Raw genomic sequence first — 20,117 nt, 5'->3', positions numbered from 1 at the left:
ATCTTTATAATACCTCATGACCTTTAAAAACCTCTTCAAAAGCAAGGTTCCTCTCCTGCTTGTATCAATCGGTTTGGTTGCTTCATGTATGCGTACGTCTACAACCAAAAACAAACCGATAGTCGTTACAGAAGACCCCGCACAAGCGTTTACCAAAGCCAAAGAAATCCGTGAAAAAACGGCGGCTAAATTAGCTGACGGGCTTCAGATGACACTTTGGGCTTCTGATTCGCTGGCACCCGACCCGGTTTCTATGACTATCGATGACTATGGACGTGTGTACCTGACCCGAACAAACAGACAGAAAAACTCTGAGTTCGATATTCGTGGACACCGTGACTGGATGACCCCTTCTATTGGCTTGCAAACCGTTGAAGACCGTCGGGCTTTTTTAAGAGCTACGTTTGCGCCTGAAAAAAGCAACGAAAACTCTTGGGTGAAAGACCTGAATGAAGACGGTTCTCACGACTGGAAAGACTTAGCTGTTGAACAGGACGAAATATGGCGTGTAGAAGATAAAAATAATGATGGCATTGCGGATATTTCAACCCGCATTCTGAGCGATTTCAATGAAGAAATTACCGATGTAGCAGGAGGTATTTTAGCAAGAGAAAATGATATGTTTGTTGGTATTGCGCCTGATGTATGGCGATTGAAAGACACCAATGGCGATGGCATTATTGATCAGGAAACCTCTATTAGTCATGGATATGGTGTACATATCGGGTTTAGTGGTCATGGTATGTCTGGTCTGATTGAAGGCCCCGATGGAAGAATCTACTGGAATATAGGAGATATTGGTGCCAATATCACTACTAAAGACGGTAAAAAATACGAACATCCTAATTCGGGTATTATTGCCCGTTCTAATCCTGACGGGAGTGATTTTGAGATATTTGCAGCAGGTTTGAGAAACACCCACGAATTTGTATTTGATGAATATGGCAACCTTATTTCATCAGATAACGATGGAGACCACCCGGGCGAAAGTGAAAGATTAGTACATGTGGTTGAGGGTTCTGATGCAGGCTGGCGTTCAAACTGGCAATATGGTAAATATACCGATCCTAAAAACAACAAATATAAAGTATGGATGGATGAAGGTTTATACAAACCTCGTTGGGATGGCCAGGCGGCATATATCATTCCCCCTATCAGAAATTATCACAACGGCCCAACAGGGATGGTCTATAATCCCGGAACTGCTCTAGGTACAGAATGGAAAAACAAATTCTTCCTTGTAGAATTTGTAGGAACACCTAACCGCTCGCATATCTGGTCTTTTGGGTTAAAACCCAAAGGCGCCTCATTTGCATTCGATAGCGAAAAAGACGTAGTAAGTGGCATCTTACCAACAGGTATCCGTTTTGGTCCTGATGGCGCATTATATGTAGCTGACTGGATTAATGGCTGGGGTACTAAAAACTATGGGAGAATTTGGAAAATAGATGTAGCAAGCGATAAAAATGACCTGAAAGCCCAAAGAGAAGAAACTAAACGACTGATTCAACTGAAATACCCTGCGCAAACTGATGACATGCTGTATTCGTTATTAATGAACGTAGATATGCGTATCAGACAAAAAGCGCAGATGGAGTTAGCCAAAAGAGATAAAAGAGGATTTGCCGTATTCAATAAGGCTATTGCACAAAGAGAAAACCAATTGGCCCGGGTTCATGGTATATGGGGTATTGGTCAGCTGACACGTATGAATAGCTCTTATGCTTCTCCGCTTGGAGAATTATTGAGTGATACAGATGAAGAGATTGTTGCCCAGGCTGCTAAAATCATTGGTGATGCCCGTGTTAAATCTTTAAGCGGCCAATTAATACCATTATTGAAAAGTTCAAATGCTCGTGTAAGATTCTTTGCAGCAGAAGCACTGGGAAGAACCGCCAACCAGGATGCTGTTCAGCCTTTAATAGATTTGTTGAAAGCTAATAATGATGAAGATGTTTATATCAGACACGCAGCCGTGTTAGCATTATCAAGAATCGGAAAAGCCGACCCTATTATTGCTTTATCAAGTAATTCGAGCAAGGCATTAAGAACAGCCGCAGTATTGGTTTTGAGAAGAATGAAAGACCCGAATATCAGTGTTTTCTTAAATGACGCAGATGAATATATTGTAGCCGAAGCCGCCAGAGGTATCAATGATGATACATCTATTGAGGCTGCTCTACCTGCTTTAGCTGCTACTTTGAAAGATACCCGTTTGAAATCGGAGGTAGTTCTCAGAAGGGCTATCAATGCCGCTTTAAGAGTAGGCGGTGAGAAAGAATTAGATATGCTGATTGCTTTTGCTAAAAGAACAGACATTAAAGATGAGATAAAGGCTGAGGCATTAGCAACTTTAGGCTCATGGGTAAATCCGTCAGTATTAGACCGTGTCGATGGTCGTTACCGTGGTAAGCTGCAAAGAGATGCTGCCATGGCAAAAGGTAAAATACAGCCTTATATCGCAGAGTTTCTGAAAGAGAAAAATCCTGAAACTCAAATTGCAATCGCTGGTTTATTGGCCGACTTAAACATACCTGACGCAAATAACCAATTGGTAGCTATTTATGATGCCAGCACTGATGCCAAAGTAAAAACAGCTATTTTGGGTTCTTTAGACAGATTGAAATACTCTGGTATGGACGCTCTCATGAAAAAGGGTATGGACGATAAAGATGAGAATGTAAGAACCGCTGCTTTAGGACTATTGAACAATACAAACGTAACAAAAGAGTCTTTGCCAGTAATTGTTAATTCTATCTTTACCAAAGGAAGTATCAGAGAACAACAACAGATGTTAGTGGTATTATCGAAGATGGACGCAGATAAAACACAGGTAATCCTGGATAATTTGGTTACACAATTAATCGATAATAAATTGTCTCCAAATATCTCCTTAGAATTAACAGAAGCCGTTAATGCTTCTGGTTCTGAAAGTCTGAAAGCCAAATTAGCTGCTAATAGTGTACATAATTCACCAATGGACGAGTTCAGAGAGTCCCTTTTTGGTGGGAACAGATTTGCGGGTCGTCAGTACTTCAATACCAATCCTACCGGACAATGCGTAAGATGCCATGCTATTGGTGGGAGTGGAGGTGCCGTTGGCCCACCTTTAACACATATTGGTGATGTATTAAGCCGGGAGCAGATTTTACAGGCTCTGATTGAGCCAAGTGCCAGAATTTCTCCTGGTTTTGGGGCAGTTACACTTAAGCTGAAAGATGGCCAGGAGGTAACCGGAACATTGGCCAAAGAAACAGAAAGCGAACTCACAATCACTACCTCTGATGCTGAACCATTGGTAATTCCGGTAGCCAGAATTACCAAAAGAGAAAATATGCCATCGGCCATGCCTCCTATGGGCACTTTGATGTCGAAGAGAGAGGTGAGAGATATGGTAGAATTTTTGTCTAATCTGAAAAAGTAATTAGCTTTATATTCTGAAAAGGCTTTTTAAGTTCGAAATGCTTAGAAAGCCTTTTTTGTTTAAGACAATTTACTTTAACCTCTTTCTGAACTTTGAAAGGTATTTATCATACCATTCTTTTATGCTTCTTCTTTCCCTTATTAACTTTTAGCCAGGGAAATGACCAATGTATTGGCCCTAATATCGGTACTGGTGCTTTATTTACACAAGAGACCGTTGGTTGTGTACCCTTTACTGTTGTGGTTGAAAAGACAGACGATAACTCTAATGACCATCAGTATGTATTTAATTATAAAGGAGGCCCGCCCACTAATACTGTCAAAGAAAAAACCTATACTTACACACAACCCGGTGCGTATAAACTTATGCAGATTTCATTCAGAAAAGACAATGGACAGGAACTAAGAATCTGTGCTGTCATTACAGTATTAGATACTGCCAGAATTGAAATCAGCTCGAAAATTTGTGACAATACTGTTAACTTGAACCTCAGCGATATAAGAAAAAACGGAACCATTCCTTATGACTATTGCTTCATAAACTGGGGAGATGGTTCTATGCTTGAAAAAGTCTATTTACCAACTGTTCCTGTTTCCCATACCTATGCTAATAAAACAGATAAAAAAATCAGTGTGACGGGCGGATACATTGTAGAAGATTGTGGGGGAACTAACAGCATTAATTTGAAATTTCCGGTTATTAACGAACCAAAAATTCAGGAACTGATTAAAACAAGCACAAACAAATTTGCAATCAGTTTTAATAATGAAACAGGTGATGATTATGCTATTTTAGCCAACGGGCAAGTCTTACTTTCTCAAAAAGGTAAATTAGGCCAAACACAGATTTTGTTTGATAACCAAAATTCTAATGCCTGTTATAGCATCCAATTACAAAATGCGTGTTTTACCAATACAACCTCAAAAGAAGTCTGTGATATTAACTTTAAACTAAATCCAACAGCAGAGGGTAATGAATTGACCTGGACAAAGCCTATGCCTGAGTCTTTCAAAGACGTTAAACTAACTAAGAATAATAGCGTTCAAATAACTGTCAATAATACTTCTTATATGGATAATGAGATTGTCTGCAATGAAGAGAATTGTTATCAGGTAAGTTATACAAGTAATGGTAGTATTTATATAAGTGAAAAACTTTGTGTTAAAAATAATATGTTTTTATGTGAAACAGGAATTCCTATTCACATACCTACTGCTTTCAGCCCAAATGGTGATGGAAAAAACGATGAACTAATACTATTTGGCGATTTAGAAAAATTTATCAGTCTCAAAATCTTTAATCGCAGAGGCCATGTCGTGAAGTTAATTAACTACCCTTATGAGGCATGGAGTGGTGACGAACAGCCTGCAGGCTTGTATGAGTATCTTTTAAAAATTAAAAATAATACTAATAAAGAAATTACTTTGCAGGGTACTATTACTTTAATAAAATAAAGAACTGACTATTATCTGAACTTAACTATTACATGCTTTGAGCTTGATACTGGTTTTTCTTCTTTAGTAGCTGGAAACCATTTAGGACCATTTTTTATCAGCCGGATGGCCTCTTCATCACAACCATAACCCAAACTTTTTATTATTGTAAAATCAGATAATTCTCCTTTTTCGTTGATTATAAAATTGACTATTACGCGCCCTTTAATATTCATTTGCAAAGCTTTGGGGGGGCGTTTTGTATTTTCATTCAGATATACTTCATAGGCATCCCATCCAAATTCGGGTTTTGCATAAGTAGCTGCTTTTTCAAACATGCTATCATTTATACTACCCGCAGGAACTTTAGGCTTACTTGGCAGATTGATATTGTGCTCGCTATAGACAATTTTATTAGGCAGGTTATTGAACGGTATCTCCATTTGGGGCATAACCTTGCTATTGAATACAATTATGTCACCTCTCCGGGCATCTCTTAAGCTGAACTTTCCTTCTTCATCCGTTCTGATACCATTTGCGTTACCTTTTATATTAACTGTTACGTCCTTCATAGGCGCATTGTCTTCATCCACTACTGTACCTGATACAGCCGCTCCTGCCAAACGACCTGCCCCACCTATTGACCTGCTTTGAACTATAGCTTCGTCTCTATCTGCAACAGCTTTTTTTTCTACAGCCATCGGCGCTGATGCTACTCCTGCTGTTGGCGATGGAGTATCCGTTGCTAATTTATCTGCCTCATGTGGGTTAGCAATAACACTTGCTATTGCCTCCTTCGCAACAGATAACTCTTCTGACTCTTTTACTATCGCTTCTGCCTGAGTGCTGTTTTTAAGGGCTTGTTTTCGTTTTTCTTCAATGTAGGCCACATTTGCGCCTTTATTTGAGGTTGCTGTATTATCTTCTTTGGCAATAGGCACATTCGCCACAGGCGCTGATAAATTATCTTCAACGGCTTCATTTTTCATTAAAATAGCCTTATCTGCTTTATTTTGCTTATTATCCATTAAATAATAAGTTCCTGTAAAAATAAGTAGCAAAGTTGCCGCTATACTCACAGGTTTCCAGATTTTGGCTATCGTAAATATAGGTGCTGGCTTAGTAAATGTTTGATTGGTTCTGTTTCTTAATTTGGCTTTAAGGTCAGTCAGGTTTTTATTGGTTGAAATCTGGTCTTTTTTAATTTCCGAAAACCCTTCCACGGCATCAGCATAGAAAGGCTGTTCGAGTAATATTCTTTCTACCCGATTCATTTCCTGGAAAGTCATTTCTCCGGCTTCATACCTTTTCAGGTCTTCGGCTGAGAGTGCATTGTGTTCAGTATTAAATATTTGCTTTTTCTTTGCCATTATTGGTTCTTTTCCATACAAATTTTTAAGTTCCGCTTCCCATTCTGAATATAACTTTTTACCTTATTCAAATCAAACCCTGTTGTTTCAGCAATGTCTTTGTAGCATTTTTCTTGCAGATAAAACAACTCAACACACGATTTTTGTTCATGTTCTAATTTACCAATACAATTTTCCAGTTTTAGTAAATCCTCCTCCAAATCTATTTCATCATCTGTTAGATGCATAAAAGGTTCATTTTCCACAAAATCTTCATCCGAAATTTCTAACCCACCGACTTCCACCTTTCTTGTCCTCAATTGCATCAAACAATAATTACGGGCTACACTATGCAACCAACTCTTAAAATTATTTACCTGATGCTTCTTTAAATCACTTATCAACTGCTCAAAAATCTCCATCGTAGCATCCTTACTTTCCTCTTCATCTCGCAGGTATTTGTAACAAATGGCAAAAACCATTTCCATATTGCGCTCATACAATTCTCCCAATACATTCAAATCGCCACTGGCCTGAAAGGCTGCTATATATTCAGCATCAGTCTGGGGTTTAGATTTGCGTTTCAAAAATTGCATGAGTCACTATTTACAGGCGTTGAAAAAACAAATTTAATTTTTTTCTAAAAATTTTATGGAATTTTTAGAAAGTCTTCATCAATAGGGAAATCACGAAGATTTCATGTTCTAACAATTACCCCAATACCATGAAAGCTTCTTACAAAATTGATTGGGGATGATAAAATTATGGGAATTAAATTATTGCTTCTGACTTTGACTCTCTATTTAGGGTTCATTTTTACACAAGAGCGTACCATTAAGGGTATTGTTACTGCTGCTGACGACAACGCTCCTATACCGGGTGTTAACGTAGTTATAAAAGGAACCAGCAATGGCACAGTAACAGATGCGAATGGTAAGTACAGTATTAAAGTTTCAACAATGCGAAGCACGTTGGTTTTTAGCAGTATCGGTTATGCTACTAAAGAAGTGAAAGTAACAGATGAAAAATCTGTATGGAATGTGAAACTTGAATCAGATAATGCCTCTTTAGATGAAGTCGTTATAACGGGTTACAGCACGCAAACGTATGATAAAGAAGCAAAGTCTGTCAACATGAGCAAAGCTAAAACAATGCCCGGTGGTGGTTTATATGCTCCTGCACCGATAATGAATAGCATCAGAGCTGCCGAGTATAATACAGAAGAGTACAGCATCTTTGAAGAAAATGTATTTCATGAAACCAAGAAAGATGCTCTTACTACTTTCTCGATTGATGTAGACAGAGCTGCTTATACCAATATACGCAGAATGCTTAATAACGGACAATTACCTCCAAAAGATGCGATTCGTATTGAGGAAATGATTAATTACTTCGACTACAGTTATGAGCAACCAAATGGTAAAGATCCGGTAAGTTTTCAGACTGAAATCTCCGATTCTCCATGGAATGAAGGATTAAAATTGTTACATATTGGCTTACAGGCAAAGAAAATGCCTGCTGATAATCTACCAGCCTCTAATCTGGTTTTCCTGATTGATGTGTCCGGCTCTATGAGTGATTATAATAAATTGCCTTTATTGAAACAGGGTTTTAAGCTATTAGTTGATCAACTACGCCCTAAAGACCACGTAGCTATTGTAGTATATGCTGGTGCTGCTGGAACGGTTTTACCATCAACATCGGGTAAAGAGAAAAATAAGATAAAAGAGGCTTTGGAAAACTTACAAGCAGGAGGTTCTACAGCCGGAGGAGAGGGTATTAAATTGGCATATAAAATTGCAGCAGAAAACTTTATTAATAGGGGAAATAATCGTGTAATTCTGGCAACTGACGGAGACTTTAATATTGGCACTTCAAGCGAAGCAGATTTAAAAACGCTTATTGAAACTAAAAGAGAGTCTGGAGTATATCTGAGCGTGTTGGGTTTTGGTATGGGTAACTATAAAGATAATAAAATGGAAACTCTGGCCGATAAAGGCAATGGTAACTATGCTTATATTGATGACCTGCAAGAAGCCAGGAAAGAGTTTGTGACAGAATTCGGCGGAACACTTTTTACTGTGGCGAAAGATGTAAAACTTCAATTGGAGTTTAACCCTAAATATGTAAAAGCTTACCGTTTGATTGGTTATGAAAATCGGAAGTTAAACAATGAAGATTTTAATGATGATAAGAAAGATGCAGGAGAAATGGGGTCAGGACATATCGTAACTGCTATTTATGAAATTGTCCCGACCGGGGTTGAAAGTCAATATTTAGGAAAGGTTGACCCCTTGAAATATCAGGAAAATAAAGACCTTACTCCCTTGAGTAATTCCAAAGAAGTGTTGACCATTAAGTTACGATATAAACTGCCTGATGAAAATACAAGTAAATTAATTAAAGAAGTAGTGTATGATAAACATACTACTTTTGACAAAACTTCTGATGATTTCAGATTAGCGGCTTCAATAGCAGAATTTGGTTTACTATTGAGACAATCACGCTTTAAAGGGTTTGCTAATTACGATCATATTATTTCTACTGCAAAATCGGCCAGAGGAAATGATGAAGAGGGGTATCGAGCCGAATTTATTAAATTGGTTAAGATGGCACAATTGTTATCAGGCAAAGAATTAGCACATGATAACTAAGAATAAAAAGAATCCCTGACTGTTTTATCAGGGATTCTTTTTATTTACAATTATACATAAATGTTTGTTCTTCTTTCTGTATACCAAATGTCGTTTCTCTTGATATTGTCATTCTTGAAGCATAACCCTCAGCAGTATAGCCATAATCATAGGTGCCCGGTATAAATTCCTCTAAAAAAGGTGATAATATCTTATCGTTCAATATATTATTTGCATTACTCATATAAGTAAGATTTACTCCAAAATCTGCTCCTATTAGTACCAATGGCAAAAATGCTTTTGATATATTCGTATTAAAATAAGGATTTGATTTATCATCAAATTTTAAATTTTCGACTAACGTTGTCTTTATTCCGTCCTCTACAAAAATTATTTTTGTTATATTATTTTTTCCATCATACTCTAATAAATAGTCATAAAAATCATCATCATCTGATGTCGTTTCTCTTATTTTTTCTACTTGTCCTTTTGCGTTAGTACTAAGCGCATATTCCATTATATAAACCTCCGATTCAGAATCTTTTATTTCAAATTTTATTTTTGTCATGTTCCCTTTACCATCATATTCATATGAAAGAGTTTCAGAATCACCTGATGAAGTCGGAGAACTCAGTTTAATAAGGCGGTTGTTTGCATCATAGGTAAATATCGTTTTTTCTCCATTATCCTCTCTGCTTTCAATCAGATTTTTTGAGTTATAAGTAAATTTAACGATTGTTTCTTCTTCATCTGGGTCATCTGACGCCGTTCTTATTTCAGTCACATAGCATTTTTTTGTATTACCATTATTTCCACTTGTATTCGGATTTGTTGGATTAGAAGCATTAGGATCAATAATTTGTACATCTTCTTTGCCACAGGATAGTAAGATAAAATTTGATAAAGCAGCTATAATCACAAGCAGTAAAGTTTTTTTCATAAAGACAACATTTAGTTTTTTTTAATTTGTGACAAAATTACGAAAAAAACTATTCTTAGCAATTAACCAAAAGTCTGACTATTTAATTACTTATTTCCCCTTGAACGTCGCTTTTCTTTTTTGTAAAAAAGCCATTACTCCTTCTGCGAAGTCATGTGTTTTGCCTAATAAATCCTGATGAACGGCCTCCTTTTCTAATATTTCGTCAAGGCTATTATTAAACGATTGATTAAGTACTTTTTTCATTAAACCTATTGACTTTGTGGCTGAAACTTTATATACCTCAACCAATTCATTCACCACCGTATCAAGCTTCTCATAAGCCACTGTCTTACTCACAAGCCCCAGAGTCAAGGCTTCCTCCATATAAATCTTTCGACCAGTGCTACATAGTTCAAATGCTTTTTGTACACCTAATATACGGGGTAAAAAAAACATAGAGCCTGCATCCGGCATTAACCCGATACCTACAAAAAGCTCACTCATATAAGCATCCTTGTTAGCAATGATTATATCACAGGCTAATGCTAAAGACATTCCCGCTCCCGCGGCTATCCCGTTTAGCCTACAGATAACAGGTTTTTCTGCATTCCTTATAGCCTTTATCATAGGATTATAGTTTTCTCTGAGAGAGTCCCCTAATGCAGTTAGCCCCTTATCCAACCCGGCTTTTAAGTCTGCTCCGGAGCAAAATGCTTTATCGCCTGTACCTGTTATAACAATTACTCTGACGGCTTCATCCTGACCCGCCGTTTCAACAGCCAGGGTAATTTCTTTTATCAATTCAGTACTCAAAGCATTAAACACTTGTGGCCGGTTAAGGGTTATCTTTACAACACCCTCCGAGACTTCATAGATGATATTATCGTACATAATTGATAATCAAGTTTTTATTATTCAGTAAAATTTATTCACTCTAAAAATTGTTATATAATATACACAAATAAGAAAACTAATGTTACTTTACAAAACATTTTTATTCAAAATTTATAGGATTTCACAATGATGCAATATATTTGCAAACTTTTTTTTAAATTTTCTTCAAATGGAAGTGAATCAACCGTTAAACGGTAATGGTAGTGGTCATCACCACAATCATAATCTTGACAAAATTTCTGCTGCCGGGCTTCTCATTGCATTAGGTATTGTTTTTGGTGACATTGGTACATCTCCTTTATATGTATTAAAAGCTATTGCCGGTTCTGAAAAAGTAGACGAAGAAATTATTCTTGGAGCTTTATCTTGTGTATTCTGGACATTGACTCTTCAAACCACTTTTAAATATGTAGTGCTGATTCTAAGAGCCGATAACAGAGGTGAGGGGGGTATTTTTTCTTTATATACATTAGTCCGTCGTCATGCCAAATGGCTGACAATTCCGGCAATTATCGGTGGTAGTACCATGCTCGCAGATAGTGTGATTACACCGCCCATTTCGGTTTCTTCTGCTATTGAAGGACTTACTAAGTTATACCCTGATATACAAACGGTTCCTATAGTAATTGTTATCTTATCAATATTGTTTTTAGTACAGGCATTAGGAACAAATGTAGTTGGAAAGGCCTTTGGGCCAATTATGTTGATATGGTTTTTAATGTTGGGGGTTTTTGGTGTATTAAATGTTGTAAAAGACTTCGAAGTATTAAAAGCTATTAACCCTTTATATGGCCTAAGATTACTGACTCACCACCCTGGTGGATTCTTTTTATTAGGTTCGGTTTTCTTATGTACTACCGGGGCAGAAGCTTTATATTCTGATATGGGTCACGTAGGGCGTGCCAATATCCGTACTATGTGGGTTTTTGTAAAAATATGTTTGTTACTTAACTACTTTGGTCAAGGGGTATATGTCATGAGTCTGAAAGGTCAGACTATTGATGCACGTAACCCGTTCTACGATATTATGCCCGAATGGTTTCTGCCATTCGGTATCGGTATTGCTACAATGGCGGCCATTATTGCAAGCCAGGCTATGTTAACCGGGGTTTTTACCTTGATTTCGGAAGCTATTCGTTTGAACTTCTGGCCAAAAATCAAGATTAACTTCCCATCAGACCAAAAGGGGCAAATCTATGTGCCAAGTCTCAACGTTTTGCTTTATATAGGGTGTATAGGCGTTGTTTTATACTTTCGGAAATCATCATTGATGGAGGCAGCTTATGGTTTGGCTATTGTTCTTACGATGATGATGACAACCTTTCTTTTTAGCTATTTCCTTTACGCTAAAAAAGTAAATATGTGGATTATCTTAGCCTATTTCTGTACGTTCATATTTATAGAAAGTTGTTTCTTGATAGCCAACTTGCAGAAATTTACCCATGGTGGTTGGGTATCAATGCTTATAGCTACTATCATGATTTCGGTGATGTATATCTGGTTAAGTGCATCGAAAATCAAAGCTCGTTTGACAGAATATGAGAAACTGGATAAGTATGTAGAATCTCTAAAAGAATTAAGTAAAGATATTACTGTACCGAAATATGCTACACACTTAGTATTTTTAAGTAATGCCTCCCGATCTTCTGAAATCGAAAATAAGATTATTTATTCTATTTTTCAAAAACGTCCTAAACGAGCTGATGTATATTGGTTTGTACACGTAGATACTTTAGATGATCCCTATACAATGGAATATAAAGTAAAAACCATTGAACCCGATGATGTGTATAAAGTCAATTTCCGTTTGGGTTTCAGAGTACCGCATAAAGTCAATTTATATTTCAAAAAGGTATTAGAAGACATGGTTAAGTGTGGAGAAGTAGACATCAGAAGCCGTTATGAGTCTTTGAATAAACATAATGTGATTGGCGATTTCCGTTTTGTTGTATTAGAGAAATTCCTATCTTATGATAACCAGCTCTCGTTCTTTGAAAACCTTATTATGAAAGCTTATTTCTTTATCAAAGGCTTTACGCCTTCAGAAGATAAATGGTTTGGTCTGGATAGCAGCTCAGTAAAAGTAGAAAAAGTACCCTTAGTAATCCGCCCGGCCGAAAACGTTAACTTAAAACGAATTCCATGGCAAAACAACGGTTAATACATACATAAAACCTTATATATGCGTATTTTAATCACAGGGGGAGCCGGATTTGTAGGCTCTTCTTTAGCTATTGCGTTAAAACAAAATTATCCTTCTTACGAAATCTTCTGTTTAGATAATCTTAAAAGAAAAGGGTCAGAACTCAATGTAGCACGGTTAGTAAAACAAGACATCACCTTTATTCATGGCGATATTCGTAGTAAAGAAGATTTTGATGCTTTACCGATCGTAGATTCTGTAATTGAAGCCTCTGCCGAACCATCAGTGCTGGCAGGTTTAAATGGATCGCCCGATTACCTGATAAATACCAATCTGTTTGGTACAGTTAACTGTCTGAACTATGCAGTAAAGTGTAAAGCTAACTTTATCTTTCTTTCTACGAGCCGTATTTATCCGATAAAGACGATTGAAACTTTAGATTTTATAGAATCTGAAACACGTTTTGAATTAACCGATAATCAGAAAATAAAAGGAGTTTCGGCAAAAGGTATTGCTGAAGATTTTCCGTTAGATAGCGCAAGGTCATTGTACGGCACAACCAAATTGGCTTCTGAATTAATCATTCAGGAATACAACGAATTCTATAATCTGAAAACAGTAATCAATCGCTGTGGGGTATTAACAGGCCCCTGGCAGATGGGAAAAGTTGACCAGGGTGTAATGGTTCTCTGGATTGCCAAGCACTTTTTTGAGCAACAATTAGCCTATATTGGTTACGGCGGAACAGGTAAACAAACCCGTGATATATTGCACGTAGCGGATTTGTACCGCTTGATTGATTGGCAATTACACAATATTGATCAAGTGAATGGCGAAATTCTGAATGCAGGTGGTGGGGTAGAAGTAAGTGTGTCTTTACAGGAATTGACTAAAATTTGCCAGAAAGTAACCGGTAAAACTATTCCTATCAATACAGTTGCAGAGAATCGTCCGGCAGATATCAGATTATATGTGACCGACAATTCTAAAGTAACTGCTCTGACAGGCTGGAAACCGAAAATCGGCGTTGAGCAGATTGTAACTGAGATACACGAGTGGCTGGCTGAAAACAGAGAAGCCTTAGAGCCGATACTTAAATAAGGCTTATCAAATAAATCTATAAAATCAAAAACCTTTCAGAGATTCTGAAAGGTTTTTGATTTTATAGCAATCCTTTATAACGAAGTTCTTTTTTTGCATATTCTGCTATTTCTGTTATTTTGCTATCGCTCAATAATTTTAGTTTCTCAATAGCATTTTCATCAGAAATGGCCGAAAGAGCCTTGATACATTTTCTTGCGAATTGATAAGTATCATCATAATCTAAATATTCGAACGCTAATTCCGAAGCTTTATATAAACAATCTACAGTTGTCGGGTCAGCAATCTCTTTAAGTAATCTGGCAATATCTTCATGATTGTAATGCCAAGGCAACTGCAATAATTCACATAGTTTTGGCAAAAAGTACTTGATAGAAAAAGAACCTACAAAAATCAGGGTCATCGCTTCCTCAATCTCAATAGCATTTCTATTATTTATACCTTTTTGTATGAGCGCTAAAACATATTCATTACTCCGAGGTATATGCTTGAAATATTCTTTGAGAAATTCTTCTTTACTTATTTTTCCTGCTACTAAAGAAACAATTAGTGGATTAACTTGGTTGGTCATTTTTATATTTACACCGAATAAGTTTTCACAGTTTCAAAGAAGCACTTTACTTTTTCAGGGTCAGTATCGGGATAAACCCCGTGTCCTAAATTAGCTATGTAACGTTGTGTCCCGAATGCCTTAATCATCTTTTTGGTTTCTTTTTCAATATCTTTGAAAGAGCCATACAGCACACACGGGTCTAAATTACCTTGTAAAGTTTTATTCGGAATCATCTTTCTTGATTCTTTAATATCCATATTCCAGTCTAAGCCTACTACATTACAATTGAGCTTGGCCATGTCTTTTCGGGCGAAGAAAGCGCCTTTGGCGAAAACAGTTACCGGAACTTCATCAATGGCATTACAAATCTGCGCGATATACGGCAACGAGAACTTTCTGTATTGTTCAGGCGATAGGATACCTGCCCATGAATCGAAAATCTGCAATAAATCGGCTCCGTGGCGCGTTTGGGCTTTCAGATAGTAAATGGTACTATCTGTTATCTTCTGAAGCAGCAGATGAGCTAATTTGGGCTGAGAGTACAACATCTTCTTAGCTGTCGAAAAAGTCTTCGAACCTCTGCCTTCAACCATATAGCAGAAAATAGTAAATGGGGCTCCGGCAAAACCTATGAGAGGCACTCTGCCATTTAGCTCTTTCTTTACTATATCTATGGCTTCAAGAACGTACCCCAAATCTGTTTCCGGGTCGCTTACTTTTAATAAATCAATATCTTTTTTTGATTGAATTACCTTCGGAAAAATAGGGCCTTTGGCTTCCACCATTTCGTAGGGTAAACCCATAGCTTCTGGCACCACTAAAATATCTGAGAAGATAATGGCTGCATCTGTTTTCAGAATATCAACCGGCTGAATAGTTACTTCGGCTGCTAAAGCGGGCGTAGTAGCTAAGGCAATAAAACTTCCAGCTTGTGCTCTTACTTCACGGTATTCGGGTAATATTCTACCTGCCTGACGCATCATCCAGACTGGTACACGTTCTACGTGCTCACCCTTCGCCGCACGTAAAAGCAAATCGTTCTGTAATTTCATGCCGCAAAGATAAGAACGAAAGCTGATTCTACAATTGGGATTCGGGACATAAAAAAAGCCATGAGCAAGCTCATGGCCATTATTAAAACCGTTAATTTTACTGGGTGTTTACGATTCTAATTGTTTACAGCATCTGACGTTAAAAAATTTTTACCTGTGCGAGATTTATTTTTTTCCAATTCTTTTTTCAAGTAATAGGCCGGAAAAAAGCCTTTGTATCGATTAACGTACTTATTCTTCGTATCCAATTGAACCAAGGTTGGATAAGCATCAATGTTGTACTTATCTGCTATATCCATTCCATCAAAGGTATCAATATTTACCTTATATACCAAAAAATTTTTGTTAATATATGCTGCAAATTCAGGGTTAGAAAAAGTCTCATTTTCCATTTTGCGGCATGGGATACACCAGGTAGCCCAGAATTCTATAATAATCGGTTTCTTTTGCTTTCTTGATTCGCGGAGAAGTTCGTCGTAGGAGCCGTCGTAAAATCTTACTTCACTCAGCTCAATTTTTTTTTCATTTTTGTAGGAAGCTAATGTTATTAGCGCTATTCCTAAGAAGCCAAGCACTTTTAGTTTCATTATTTTTATGAGTTTCTGTTAATAAATGGAGCCTTAAAACACGTAAATGACCCGAAAATTGATATTTTTAATCAATTACAAATATTAAGCCATTTTTTTCCTGATTTTTGTAATCCACTTTAATAACGGATAAATAAGAGTTGTCATTATGAAAATCTCAATGATTGGGGCAGGAAATGTAGCCTGGCATTTGAGCATGGCTTTCGAAAATCATCACCATCAGGTATGTGAAGTATATAGTAGGCAGTTGACAAAAGCCAAGGCGCTTACCTCTATGCTCTATCAGGCCAATGCAACCGACCAACTTGATTTTTCAGATAGTAAGGCTGAATTGTTTATACTGGCAGTATCAGATGATGCCATTGCTGAAGTCTGTTCGATGCTGGTCTTACCTGAGAATGCTATATTAGCACATACTTCTGGAACTAAGAGCCTGGAAGATTTACAGCAATTAATGCTCTCTCATCATGATTTACCTATTAGATGTGCTGTATTGTATCCACTTATGACTTTCAGCAAACAGAAGAAAATTAATATAATTGAAGTACCTTTCTGCGTTGAAGCGGATGAAGAAGTGGCTGAGAATCAATTGGTGAAATTAGCACAGAGTTTAAGCAAAACTGTTTATCTGGTCAGTTCGAAAGAAAGAAAAGTACTCCATGTAGCAGCTGTGTTTGCCTGTAACTTTACCAATCATTTATTGGCATTAGCCAAAGAAATCACCAATGATGAAGAGCTGGAGTTTGACTTGCTGAAACCTCTAATCAAAGAAACTTTCCAGAAGGCTTTAGCGGCTCAACATCCGGCGGATGTGCAGACTGGCCCGGCTGTAAGAGGGGATAGGTCAACGATGAATAACCATCTGATTTATCTGAAAGACCGCACAGATTTGTTTGAGATATATGAAATTATGAGTGAGAGTATTCAGCAATGGCATTCATGAAAATGGTAGAGACAGAGCAATGCCCTGTCTCTACACGTATATTCAAGATTTTACTATTGCTTAGTAAAGACCTTCGCAACGGTTGATACAATCTAAGTCTTCGAAAGCAACTTTCAAACGGCTGATCATACTTTCTTCACCCTTACGCAACCATACACGTGGATCGTAATATTTTTTATTTGGTGAATCTGCACCTTCTGGGTTTCCTAATTGCGCTTGAAGGTAACCTTCTTTGTCTTTATAGTATTTTAGAATACCTTCCCAGGTTGCCCATTGTACGTCAGTATCGATATTCATTTTTACTGCACCGTATTTGATAGCCTCTCTGATTTCTTCACGTGAAGAACCTGAACCACCGTGGAATACGAAGTTTACAGGTAATTCACCTGTTTTGAATTTCTCCTGAATATAATCCTGAGAGTTTTTCAGAATGATTGGTTGCAATTTCACATTACCTGGTTTGTAAACCCCGTGAACGTTACCAAAAGCAGCCGCAATTGTAAAGTTAGGAGAAACTTTCAATAGCTCTTCGTAAGCAAAAGCTACTTCTGATGGTTGTGTATATAGTTTTGAGCTATCAACGTCAGAGTTATCAACACCATCTTCTTCACCACCTGTTACACCAAGTTCGATTTCAAGAGTCATGCCCATTTTGGCCATTCTTTCAAAATATTTAACACATATCTCAATATTCTCTTCGATTGGCTCTTCTGAAAGATCTATCATGTGAGAGCTGAATAATGGTTTGCCATGTTGTGCGAAATATTTTTCACCTGCATCTAATAAACCGTCAATCCAGGGTAACAATTTTTTTGCACAGTGATCAGTATGTAAAACTACCGGAATGCCATACATTTCGGCAATCTGATGTACGTGGATAGCACCTGAAACTGCTCCGGCGATTGCTGCTTCCTGATTTTTGTTTGGTAAAGATTTACCAGCATAAAAAGAAGCACCGCCGTTTGAGAATTGAATAATAACTGGTGAGTTAACAGCTTTTGCAGCTTCCATTACACCATTTACTGAATTAGTTCCTACAACATTGACAGCGGGTAGGGCGTAATCATTTTCGTTAGCATGACGTAATAAAGCAGCAAGTGCTTCACCTGTAACTACGCCTGGCCGAATCAAAGATTTACTCATGTTAAGTTTTTTGAATTTTAAAGGGAAAAAATATTATTATAATTGTAGATGAAGCCGATTTCGGAATTTCAATGCAAATTAGCTATTTTTGAATATATTGGAATGTAAAATCCCGAAAAAATTCACTTTTTGATGTAGTTTAAATATACTCCAGATATATTTTTTCATTTGGACAATTATTATTTCTTCTCGTATAATGCCTTAATATCAGCCGGAATTTCTATTTCCTTTAAGGTTGTTTTCTTTTTATCGGTCATTCTCCAACGATGCAACCAAGGGAAACCTCCGGTAGTCAGCACAGTATCTTTGTGTTTATAAATTTCATCAGTTAAGGCTTCATCTAAACTAATAAACGTAAAGCCTTTATCAATCATTACCTTGCATAGTTCATCGAAATAATCGGCATTAAGGGCATTGGCATGACAAAGAAAAATATGTTTAATAGGTCGGCCAACTACTTCATTTGTTAACTTCAGATAATAATCAAAATAATCATTATTATGCTTAAGGTATTTTTCTGCAATAGTTTTCATCAGTTCTTTTTTACCGGCTTTCATGGCATCCATATAAACTTTATTGAAATACCAGTCATCGGCCTCAATAGTTACTGGAGCATTAACATAGCCTTGTTCGGCCAATATCTTTTGAAAGCCATACTTTTTCAGACTGTCAGGCCCCGTATGTAAAAATGGATAGCGAAAATACTTTTTGGTTTCTCCATACTTCCTGTTGAGTTCCGAAGTAATTACTTCCCCTTTTAATAATTCTGTTTTAAAATCTTCTATGCTTTTGATATTGAAAGAAACATGAGAAAAAGTGTGATTCCCCAATTGGTTGCCGTTAAATAACCATCTTTCCAGCATTGCTACCCGGTCATCAATTTCACCCAGCCTTATTGCCGATTTTTCATTAACAAAACCCACGGCTCTTATACCGTTTTTCTTGATTTTGGCTAATAATTTTTCGGTAGATTCCTCAGCATGTTTAAGGGAAAGTTCCTGAACAAAAGGTAAGTCGTCAATTGTGATGGCTATTTGATTTTGCGCATTCGCATTTAATACCAAGAAAAAAGCGAATATATAAGTCAATATCTTTAGTTTCTTCATCATAAAAAAGAGCCACCGACTATTCAATGGCTCAATATTTTGTTATTTTACAATCGCTTTTAATATTAAGTCAGCTACCATCTGATTTCCTGTCTCATTTAGGTGAACACGATCTGTTGTCAAGATACCCGACTCTCTGTTCTGAGGATTATTCTTGAGATTATAAGCTATGAACTCTTTTCTTAAATCCACTAAAGGACAATCATATTTTGAGGCTAAATTTCTAATCAGATTTGAATAATGATTCATGTCTCCATCTTGTGGGTTACTATTATCATTACGTTCACCTATAGCTGCTGGTGTACAACAAATTACTTTAATACCTTTTGATTGAAGTTTTTTGATAATAGCAGTGTAGAATTCTGTAAACTTATCAGCATCTGTGCCTGTTCCGTAACTTGATTTATGCCATACATCATTTACACCTATATAAATAACTACCACGTCTGGATTCTGATTCAATACATCATCCTCCATGCGTAGAAACAAATCATACACTTTGTTTCCGCCGATACCTGCGCCAATCAACTGGTATTTATCTTTAATACCTTGTTTTTCAAGGGTTTCTTTCATTTTGGTAATATATCCTGTCGGGCCAACGCCGGCTTGGGTAATAGAATCACCGAAGAGAATAACTTTAGTGGGTTTATCTTGTGTTAATGAAAACATCAATAGAGACAACAGAATAAGGGTAAGAGATTTAAACGTATTTTTCATGTGTTTTGAGGTTGAATTTTAACAATTGTTAAAATTAGTTTTTTTGCGGTTATTGTCAAAATAACATATATTATGAACTAATTTTTTAATTTAATTCCCAAAAGAGCAGCCTAAAAA

The 20,117-nt window shown here is 36.9% G+C and carries 16 protein-coding genes; 6 read left to right on the top strand and 10 right to left on the bottom strand.

Features of this window, described 5'->3' with window-relative positions:
- Positions 1–16 precede the first annotated feature (16 nt).
- Together H1R81_RS14660 and H1R81_RS14655 are read left to right on the top strand one after the other, a co-directional pair.
- Positions 17–3,424, top strand: coding sequence for a HEAT repeat domain-containing protein (locus tag H1R81_RS14660; RefSeq protein WP_181841488.1), 3,408 nt, complete (start codon positions 17–19; stop codon positions 3,422–3,424).
- Positions 3,425–3,516: 92 nt separating this feature from the next.
- The gene (locus H1R81_RS14655; protein WP_181841487.1) at positions 3,517–4,878 is read left to right on the top strand and encodes a gliding motility-associated C-terminal domain-containing protein; all 1,362 of its coding nucleotides are present in this window, start codon (positions 3,517–3,519) and stop codon (positions 4,876–4,878) included.
- Between the two features lie 11 nt (positions 4,879–4,889).
- On the opposite strand, the gene H1R81_RS14650 is transcribed toward H1R81_RS14655, so the two are convergent.
- Both H1R81_RS14650 and H1R81_RS14645 read right to left on the bottom strand, forming a co-directional pair.
- Positions 4,890–6,227 carry an energy transducer TonB gene (locus H1R81_RS14650; protein WP_181841486.1) on the bottom strand — a complete coding sequence of 446 codons (1,338 nt, stop codon included), beginning with the start codon at positions 6,225–6,227 and terminating at the stop codon, positions 4,890–4,892.
- Complete coding sequence (locus tag H1R81_RS14645) at positions 6,227–6,802, bottom strand: RNA polymerase sigma factor (protein ID WP_181841485.1); 576 nt, start codon at positions 6,800–6,802, stop codon at positions 6,227–6,229. Before H1R81_RS14645 ends, H1R81_RS14650 begins: the two co-directional genes overlap by 1 nt.
- Positions 6,803–6,970: 168 nt before the next feature.
- Here H1R81_RS14645 and H1R81_RS14640 point away from each other — a divergent pair, with 168 nt between their 5' ends.
- A complete protein-coding gene (locus H1R81_RS14640; protein ID WP_181841484.1) occupies positions 6,971–8,860 on the top strand; it encodes a VWA domain-containing protein in 1,890 nt (629 codons plus the stop codon).
- A gap of 40 nt (positions 8,861–8,900) precedes the next feature.
- Here H1R81_RS14640 and H1R81_RS14635 read toward each other — a convergent pair whose 3' ends face one another.
- A complete protein-coding gene (locus H1R81_RS14635; protein ID WP_181841483.1) occupies positions 8,901–9,779 on the bottom strand; it encodes an RHS repeat protein in 879 nt (292 codons plus the stop codon).
- A 90-nt stretch (positions 9,780–9,869) separates the two neighbouring features.
- Positions 9,870–10,652 carry an enoyl-CoA hydratase/isomerase family protein gene (locus H1R81_RS14630; RefSeq protein WP_181841482.1) on the bottom strand — a complete coding sequence of 261 codons (783 nt, stop codon included), beginning with the start codon at positions 10,650–10,652 and terminating at the stop codon, positions 9,870–9,872.
- Between the two features lie 172 nt (positions 10,653–10,824).
- Here H1R81_RS14630 and H1R81_RS14625 point away from each other — a divergent pair, with 172 nt between their 5' ends.
- Together H1R81_RS14625 and H1R81_RS14620 are read left to right on the top strand one after the other, a co-directional pair.
- Positions 10,825–12,816 carry a KUP/HAK/KT family potassium transporter gene (locus H1R81_RS14625; protein ID WP_181841481.1) on the top strand — a complete coding sequence of 664 codons (1,992 nt, stop codon included), beginning with the start codon at positions 10,825–10,827 and terminating at the stop codon, positions 12,814–12,816.
- A 21-nt stretch (positions 12,817–12,837) separates the two neighbouring features.
- The gene (locus tag H1R81_RS14620; RefSeq protein WP_181841480.1) at positions 12,838–13,899 is read left to right on the top strand and encodes an NAD-dependent epimerase/dehydratase family protein; all 1,062 of its coding nucleotides are present in this window, start codon (positions 12,838–12,840) and stop codon (positions 13,897–13,899) included.
- A 61-nt stretch (positions 13,900–13,960) separates the two neighbouring features.
- Here the strand turns inward: H1R81_RS14620 and H1R81_RS14615 are convergent, their stop codons facing one another.
- The 3 genes from H1R81_RS14615 to H1R81_RS14605 all read right to left on the bottom strand — a co-directional run bounded on the left by H1R81_RS14615 (position 13,961) and on the right by H1R81_RS14605 (position 16,091).
- Positions 13,961–14,470, bottom strand: a complete 510-nt coding sequence (locus H1R81_RS14615; RefSeq protein ID WP_181841479.1) for a hypothetical protein — start codon at positions 14,468–14,470, stop codon at positions 13,961–13,963.
- A gap of 8 nt (positions 14,471–14,478) precedes the next feature.
- Positions 14,479–15,504 (bottom strand): uroporphyrinogen decarboxylase, encoded by a 1,026-nt coding sequence (gene hemE / locus H1R81_RS14610; protein WP_181841478.1) that lies wholly within the window; start codon positions 15,502–15,504, stop codon positions 14,479–14,481.
- 116 nt (positions 15,505–15,620) lie between these two features.
- Positions 15,621–16,091: a thioredoxin family protein gene (locus H1R81_RS14605; protein ID WP_181841477.1), complete on the bottom strand. Its 471-nt coding sequence runs from the start codon at positions 16,089–16,091 to the stop codon at positions 15,621–15,623.
- 148 nt (positions 16,092–16,239) lie between these two features.
- Here H1R81_RS14605 and H1R81_RS14600 point away from each other — a divergent pair, with 148 nt between their 5' ends.
- Entirely contained in the window at positions 16,240–17,034 is a 795-nt protein-coding gene (locus H1R81_RS14600; protein ID WP_181841476.1) for a Rossmann-like and DUF2520 domain-containing protein, read from the top strand.
- 60 nt (positions 17,035–17,094) lie between these two features.
- Here H1R81_RS14600 and fbaA read toward each other — a convergent pair whose 3' ends face one another.
- From fbaA to H1R81_RS14585, 3 genes are all read right to left on the bottom strand, one after another.
- Positions 17,095–18,177: a class II fructose-bisphosphate aldolase gene (fbaA, locus tag H1R81_RS14595; protein ID WP_181841475.1), complete on the bottom strand. Its 1,083-nt coding sequence runs from the start codon at positions 18,175–18,177 to the stop codon at positions 17,095–17,097.
- A gap of 179 nt (positions 18,178–18,356) precedes the next feature.
- On the bottom strand, positions 18,357–19,286 hold the full coding sequence (locus H1R81_RS14590; protein WP_181841474.1) for a polysaccharide deacetylase family protein: 930 nt from the start codon (positions 19,284–19,286) through the stop codon (positions 18,357–18,359).
- 39 nt (positions 19,287–19,325) lie between these two features.
- On the bottom strand, positions 19,326–20,000 hold the full coding sequence (locus tag H1R81_RS14585) for an SGNH/GDSL hydrolase family protein (protein WP_181841473.1): 675 nt from the start codon (positions 19,998–20,000) through the stop codon (positions 19,326–19,328).
- Between the last annotated feature and the right edge of the window lie 117 nt (positions 20,001–20,117).

This window comes from Emticicia sp. BO119, assembly GCF_013912375.1.
Classification (GTDB): Bacteria; Bacteroidota; Bacteroidia; order Cytophagales; family Spirosomataceae; genus Emticicia.
Note: the sequence above shows the minus strand (reverse complement) of the source record. Positions and strands in the feature narration are given on the sequence as shown.

Excerpts from the sequence above, each read along its gene's own strand:
- H1R81_RS14590 (WP_181841474.1), bottom strand. The coding sequence starts at position 19,286 with ATGATGAAGAAACTAAAGATATTGACTTATATATTCGCTTTTTTCTTG.
- H1R81_RS14630 (WP_181841482.1), bottom strand. The coding sequence starts at position 10,652 with ATGTACGATAATATCATCTATGAAGTCTCGGAGGGTGTTGTAAAGATA.
- H1R81_RS14635 (WP_181841483.1), bottom strand. The coding sequence starts at position 9,779 with ATGAAAAAAACTTTACTGCTTGTGATTATAGCTGCTTTATCAAATTTT.
- fbaA (WP_181841475.1), bottom strand. The coding sequence starts at position 18,177 with ATGAGTAAATCTTTGATTCGGCCAGGCGTAGTTACAGGTGAAGCACTT.
- H1R81_RS14605 (WP_181841477.1), bottom strand. The coding sequence starts at position 16,091 with ATGAAACTAAAAGTGCTTGGCTTCTTAGGAATAGCGCTAATAACATTA.
- H1R81_RS14645 (WP_181841485.1), bottom strand. The coding sequence starts at position 6,802 with ATGCAATTTTTGAAACGCAAATCTAAACCCCAGACTGATGCTGAATAT.
- H1R81_RS14615 (WP_181841479.1), bottom strand. The coding sequence starts at position 14,470 with ATGACCAACCAAGTTAATCCACTAATTGTTTCTTTAGTAGCAGGAAAA.
- H1R81_RS14660 (WP_181841488.1), top strand. The coding sequence starts at position 17 with ATGACCTTTAAAAACCTCTTCAAAAGCAAGGTTCCTCTCCTGCTTGTA.
- hemE (WP_181841478.1), bottom strand. The coding sequence starts at position 15,504 with ATGAAATTACAGAACGATTTGCTTTTACGTGCGGCGAAGGGTGAGCAC.
- H1R81_RS14600 (WP_181841476.1), top strand. The coding sequence starts at position 16,240 with ATGAAAATCTCAATGATTGGGGCAGGAAATGTAGCCTGGCATTTGAGC.
- H1R81_RS14585 (WP_181841473.1), bottom strand. The coding sequence starts at position 20,000 with ATGAAAAATACGTTTAAATCTCTTACCCTTATTCTGTTGTCTCTATTG.
- H1R81_RS14650 (WP_181841486.1), bottom strand. The coding sequence starts at position 6,227 with ATGGCAAAGAAAAAGCAAATATTTAATACTGAACACAATGCACTCTCA.
- H1R81_RS14620 (WP_181841480.1), top strand. The coding sequence starts at position 12,838 with ATGCGTATTTTAATCACAGGGGGAGCCGGATTTGTAGGCTCTTCTTTA.
- H1R81_RS14640 (WP_181841484.1), top strand. The coding sequence starts at position 6,971 with ATGGGAATTAAATTATTGCTTCTGACTTTGACTCTCTATTTAGGGTTC.
- H1R81_RS14625 (WP_181841481.1), top strand. The coding sequence starts at position 10,825 with ATGGAAGTGAATCAACCGTTAAACGGTAATGGTAGTGGTCATCACCAC.